This window comes from Geobacillus sp. CAMR5420 (assembly GCF_000691465.1).
Taxonomy (GTDB): domain Bacteria; phylum Bacillota; class Bacilli; order Bacillales; family Anoxybacillaceae; genus Geobacillus; species Geobacillus thermoleovorans.
In genome coordinates, this window is record NZ_JHUS01000093.1 from 1 (window position 1) to 5,892 (window position 5,892).

General features: G+C 44.7%; 5 protein-coding genes. All 5 read right to left on the reverse strand.

Annotated elements, in window-relative coordinates; genetic code table 11:
* Positions 1 to 356: 356 nt before the first annotated feature.
* Entirely contained in the window at positions 357 to 914 is a 558-nt protein-coding gene (gene hxlB / locus DI44_RS00035) for a 6-phospho-3-hexuloisomerase (protein WP_033010876.1), read from the reverse strand.
* A gap of 4 nt (positions 915 to 918) precedes the next feature.
* Positions 919 to 1,554 (reverse strand): 3-hexulose-6-phosphate synthase, encoded by a 636-nt coding sequence (hxlA, locus tag DI44_RS00030; RefSeq protein ID WP_033026780.1) that lies wholly within the window; start codon positions 1,552 to 1,554, stop codon positions 919 to 921.
* Between the two features lie 460 nt (positions 1,555 to 2,014).
* Positions 2,015 to 3,034 (reverse strand): alcohol dehydrogenase AdhP, encoded by a 1,020-nt coding sequence (adhP, locus tag DI44_RS00025; RefSeq protein ID WP_033026782.1) that lies wholly within the window; start codon positions 3,032 to 3,034, stop codon positions 2,015 to 2,017.
* Between the two features lie 355 nt (positions 3,035 to 3,389).
* Positions 3,390 to 5,051: an IS1634 family transposase gene (locus tag DI44_RS00020; protein WP_033026784.1), complete on the reverse strand. Its 1,662-nt coding sequence runs from the start codon at positions 5,049 to 5,051 to the stop codon at positions 3,390 to 3,392.
* 382 nt (positions 5,052 to 5,433) lie between these two features.
* Positions 5,434 to 5,892, reverse strand: a 459-nt coding sequence (locus tag DI44_RS00015; RefSeq protein WP_033026787.1) for an SDR family oxidoreductase, incomplete at its 5' end; no start/stop codon positions are given.

The following is a 5,892-nucleotide window of genomic DNA, read 5'->3' on the forward strand; positions in this document are numbered from 1 at the left end:
AATAAAGTGATAATTTACAATGTTCCAACTGTAACCGATTTTATTTGCATCCTTTAAGAATGCAGGTGATGATGGAGGTACCGCTGATCGAGGGAGAGCGATCTTATGTATACGCAGAGAATGATGATGATCAAACTGTTGGAAATGGTTGATACTATATGATCACACATGGTTGGCATTGGCATGAATCCAATCTCCCGCTCAAAAATCAGTTCATAAAAAGACCGCAAAGCGTTTTTTAAGGAAAGCTCTGCGGTCTTTTCCCCTTTCCCCCGTGGTTTTTAAGTTGAAAATTCAGTTTGAATAGTTTAAAATTTTAAATGGTTTAAGATTGTCTGCGCAAGAGTCCTTATACTCTATTCCAGATTGGCATGTCTTTTAAACATGGTATTGGAGTCCAATCCTTTTTTCTCCATACATCTTAATATGATAGCATCATAGAATAGTAAGAGGGTTTGCTCAAATAGTGATCCCATCGGCTGTATGGTTTTGTATCCATTGTCTGATTGGTCTTTAGGTGAGCCAGGTAATTTGACCGTGATATCAGCTAATTGTCCAATGGTCGATTCAGGGGAAATGGTCACTAACGCTATTGTTGCACCTAATCTTTTGGCTTTTTCGGCCATGGAAACTAAACTTCTCGTTTCCCCTGAACCCGATCCGATGATCAAAATGTCATCTTGTTCTAGGTTAGGGGTTATGGTTTCGCCTACTACATAAGCGTCTAACCCCATGTGCATCATTCGCATCGCAAAAGATTTGGACATAAATCCAGATCTACCTGCGCCGGCTACAAAAATTTTCTTTGATTCGAGAATCGCATTTACCAATTTTTCAGCTTCTTCATCAGCGATGAAATCGACTGTCCGATTTAACTCTTTTATGATTTCACCTAAATATTGCGTAGTCTGCATAATTTCATTCACCTTGTTGGATCATTTTTTTCATTTCAGCAGCTACAGCTCGTTTATCTTCTTGATTAGTAATGCCGCCACCTACAATGATAAGATCAGGTTTTGCTTTAATGACTTCAGGCAATGTGTTTAATTTGATGCCGCCTGCGATCGCAGTTTTTGCGTTTTTCACGACACGTTTGATTGTTGCAAGGTCTTCAAGAGAGTTTTTTCCGACTGCCTGAAGATCATAACCTGTGTGTACACAAATATAGTCGACTCCAAACTCATCTACTTCTTTCGCTCGTTCTTCCAAATTCTTCACTCCGATCATGTCCACCAAGATTTGTTTGCCTTGTTTTTTAGCTTCTTCCACGGCACCTTTGATGGACAAATCTTCAGCAACTCCAAGTATAGTGATAATGTCAGCACCGGCTTCGGATGCTTTCATGACTTCATATGCGGCTGCATCCATGATTTTTAAGTCTGCCAATACTTTTAAATGAGGGAATTCTTGCTTGATTTCCTTTACGGCCCTGAGCCCTTCATTAATAATAACTGGAGTGCCGATTTCTACAATATCAACATACTCCTCGACTTCTTTTACCAGCTTTTTCGCTTCTGGAATGTTTACGAGATCCAATGCTAATTGTAATTCCATGAATTCTTCACCTCTCATAAAAGTTTATTGTTGGTTGTTTGTGTTTTTATCTCTTACACACTGATGAGTATACTATGTATGATTTATCTTTAGAAGTACGCACTTTATTTTTACATAGTGTCAAAAAATATACTATTGGTTATGATTTATACTCTTTTACTTTTTCATGTAACTTGGAAGAGAGTCTCCCGTTTCTAACCAAAACGAAAGCGAGAGAAGAATGCCGATGAGGCGGGATTTTACTTGAGTTGATGTAACCTTATTTGAAATGGCCAAAAATACATAAAAAAAGTAAGGGGATGGGGGAAGAGGATTGGACATGTTATCAATTGCGGTTGTATCTAACAAAAGAACAAGAACAGTTCATTATATAAAAAAGAGCTATCTCATCTTTAAGAGACAGCCCCAGAACGCCGAATGTAAAATTATATTAATTGTTGAAAAAAAGAGTTTTATTATTTTATTGATCTTCTAACGTTAAAACAACCCGTCCGTTAATTTCACCTTTTAGCATTCTGTCAAATACTTCATTAATTTTTTCAAGAGGTTGCACTTCAATAATGGTTTTTACTTTACCTTCCGCAGCGAATTGGAGAGCTTCTTGCAAGTCCTTCCGTGTACCGACAATAGAGCCAATAATTTTAATTCCGTTTAGTACGGTATCAAAAATTGGAATAGGCATTTCTTCCGGCGGCAATCCGACAAGAACGCACGTACCGCCTCTGCGAATAGAATTGTACGCAGATTTAAAGGCTGGTTTAGATACAGCTGTTACAACTGCCGCGTGAACTCCGCCAACTTTCTCTTTCATAAATTGCGCCGCATCTTCTTTCATAGGGTTTACAACAAGATCAGCGCCAAGCTCTTTTGCAAGTTTAAGTTTTTCATCGCCGATATCCACTGCAACGACATTAAGTCCCATCGCTTTAGCGTATTGAACGGCAACGTGCCCAAGGCCGCCGATACCGTAGATCGCTACCCATTCTCCAGGTTTTGTACCTGTTACTTTTAACGCTTTATAGGTAGTAACTCCGGCACAGAAAATTGGAGCAGCTTCTTCAAACGATAAGTTGTCAGGAATTTTGACCACATAGTCTGCCGCAGCTCTACAATATTCTGCATACCCCCCATCGACTGAGTAGCCAGCGTTTTCTTGGTGCTCGCATAATGTTTCTTGTCCGCTTAAACAATATTCACAATGTCCGCAAGCAGAATATAACCAAGGAATTCCAACGCGATCCCCCACTTTTAAATGGGTTACGCCCGGACCTACTTCTTCGATAATCCCAACTCCTTCATGTCCGGGGATTAAAGGGAGTTTTGGTTTTACTGGCCAATCACCGTGAGCGGCATGCAAGTCCGTATGGCATACACCGCATGCTTTAATGCGGACTAATACTTCTCCATATGAAATGGTTGGTTTTTTCACCTCTTTTATTTTTAATGGTTCCTTAAATTGTTCCACTACAGCAGCTTTCATAACTATTCCCCTCCCATGTGCTTTCCAACAGGAAATCCTTCGTAAATTATCATAAGAGATTTGGCTTTTTGCATAAAGCTACAGTACGACAAGTTCAAAAAGCTTTCGAAAATGTTTGTCTAAAATATTAATATTTAAATAAAGTATCAACAATAATGAAATAATATGTTATCTTCAATCGTTTAAAGTGTGTTTTAATAAACAGTATTTCATTAATGAGATTAAGACTCACATTTCGCACCCTAACAAGGTAGAAACAAAGGATTTTTTATTTAGTTTTTCAGAATAACTTTTTGACCAACACAACAAGCGATGGCAATCCTTTTTTACCATCGCTAGTCGTTCCGTATAACCTTTACAAGTAAATGCTCTCATCCATCCCTAATCCTTGCAGAATCCTTCGCTGATCAGGGGTGAGCGGTTTCCCCAGCCTGCGTTGGATTTGCCCATCCGGCAGTTCCAACAGGACGACTCTGACATACCAAAACAATTGAAAAATCGCTTGTCCGGTTGGCCGGGTCAATTTCCGGCCTCCTGCGCCCTTTAACGGGCGTTCAGGTGTGATGAACTGACGCACTCGGCGCTGGAAGACGCGATAAATGGCCAAGGCCAGCAGAAACAAATAGCCCAACACCGCCACTCGTTCCGGTTTTTTGACGTAAATTTCGTCCGTAAAGAACGGATCTTTTAGGAAGGAGAAGTTCATTTCCACCGAGATCTGCCCTTTATACAGCTTCAAGATCTCTTGGGCATCCATGGGTTGGCCCTTCCATTCCTTCGGAACGGTCGTGACGAGGACAAACCGGGACGCTTTCCGTCTCGCCTGTTCCCACGCGTCTTGGTCGAATTCGACGCTCAGCCGAAGGGTGTACAGCGTCTCCATTTCCGGTTCCGCCCCTTTTTTCGGCCGTCCACGCCGTTTTTTCGGACGCACGATCTCTTCGACCGCGGCCTCCACTCGATGGAACCGGGGACGAAGGGATGCCTTTAGGGACGCCAAGGCTTGTTCGGCGTCTTCCCGGCAAGAGAAAGGATGACGCTCCCAACGGGCTTGTTCCTCGCGAAGAAGCTCCGCTTCTTTGACCCGCTCTTTTTCGAGTGTTTTTCCTTTTCGCTGGTCGAGCGCACTCGATTCGACGACGATCAGCCGTACGGGCTGGCCTTCATATGTTGAGGCCGTTTCCCATACCCGGTACGTGGCGCCGTTTTTCTCGGCCAGCGCAAAGGGGGCGCTCCACGCCGAATCGGGTTGGGCATCCGCCTCCGAAAGCGCCGTTTTGACAATCCGGAGCGACGACGGCCCTCTCGTGATTAAAAAGGCGTTGGCGGCTTTCGTTTGCGCCAGCGTGTCCTTCGTCATCGCAGCGGAATCTGCCACGTAAATCCATTCGTCTTCGATCTTCGCTTGCTTCAGCTGTTCATGGACTCGCGACAACACCTCGGGATTCCACGTTTTGTCCGGCACGTTGCCGTCGTGCACATCGCCGTAAAACGGAATGCCGTCCTCGTTGCCGATCAAGCCGAAGCCGATCTGTTTTTGCCAGCGATGATGGCGGTTATAGCCATAGGTGATGTGCAACCCATCCGACGAATCGGATTCATACGCACCGTAAACCGTCTTGTCCGTCGTATCCGCGTGAAAGACACGGAGAGGGAGGCCTTCTTTCTTGTAGATTTGCACCAGGCAAGACGACAGGACTTGATGGATATTGGCCTCATACAGCCGGTCCAAATGGCGAGCAATGGCATCGTCGTTGAACCAAGACGGATCCAATCCTGGCCGGATCAGCTTGGGCAAGTCGATGTCATGCGCCCACCGTTCCAAATGAACGAGGGCTTGCCGGCCGCTCAAGATATCCAAGAGAAGCAGCCCGACCACATCACTGGCTCGGGTTTGGCATTGAGGATCCACCGGAACCAGCCGGTCAATCAGCTGAGGGAGGCCAAGATCTTTGAAAATGGTACTTATTATATTCAAATAGGAACTTTCATAAATCGCCCGAATTCGAACGTCCATGATGGAAAAACTCCTTTGCATTCCTTGTGTGTCAAGGACCTATTCGACACCGGGATGAAAAAATCCTCCCGATTTTGGTCGAGAGGGTGCGAAATGTGAGTTAAGAAGAAAAAAGGATGAAATTTATGAAGGAGACATCGACATGTTTCAAGGCTGCCGCCATCGGAATCATCGCCATACACAAAAAAACTTGCAACAAATTGTTGCAAGTCAAGGAAAGAGAGGGCACCTTTCGCATATGTGCAAAAGGTTGAGGAACTTGGATCAGAAGCAGCATGTATTTTTATCATAGCGGTTATATACCGGCAGCTCAACAAACATGTTAGAAAATATTACATAAAATTTACATGGTGCTGAAGAACGCTCCATTTTCCGCTGCTTTCTATCCATTGACAATCTTCCCGCCATTCACATGAATCATTTGCCCCGTAATATAGGATGCCTCCTCGCTGGCTAAAAAGACATAGCTTGGAGCGACTTCGCACGGTTGGCCGGGACGTTTCATCGGCGTGTTGGCGCCGAATGCGGCGACTTGCTCACTTTGAAAGGTGGAGGGGATGAGCGGCGTCCAAATCGGGCCTGGGGCGACGCCATTGACGCGGATGCCTTGCCCAACGAGCGCTTTGGCGAGCGAGCGGGTGAACGCGACGATTGCGCCTTTTGTCGCCGAGTAGTCGATGAGCTGCTCATTTCCTTCGTAGGCGGTGATCGAAGCGGTGTTAATAATCGCGCTTCCGCTTTTTAAGTGTGGGAGCGCCGCTTTCGTTAGGAAAAAGCAGCCGAATACGTTCGTGCGAAACGTTTTTTCCAGCTGCGCGGCGGTGATGTTGAGAAAATTCGG

Excerpts from the sequence above, each read along its gene's own strand:
- hxlB (WP_033010876.1), bottom strand. The coding sequence starts at position 914 with ATGCAGACTACGCAATATTTAGGTGAAATCATAAAAGAGTTAAATCGG.
- hxlA (WP_033026780.1), bottom strand. The coding sequence starts at position 1,554 with ATGGAATTACAATTAGCATTGGATCTCGTAAACATTCCAGAAGCGAAA.
- adhP (WP_033026782.1), bottom strand. The coding sequence starts at position 3,034 with ATGAAAGCTGCTGTAGTGGAACAATTTAAGGAACCATTAAAAATAAAA.
- DI44_RS00020 (WP_033026784.1), bottom strand. The coding sequence starts at position 5,051 with ATGGACGTTCGAATTCGGGCGATTTATGAAAGTTCCTATTTGAATATA.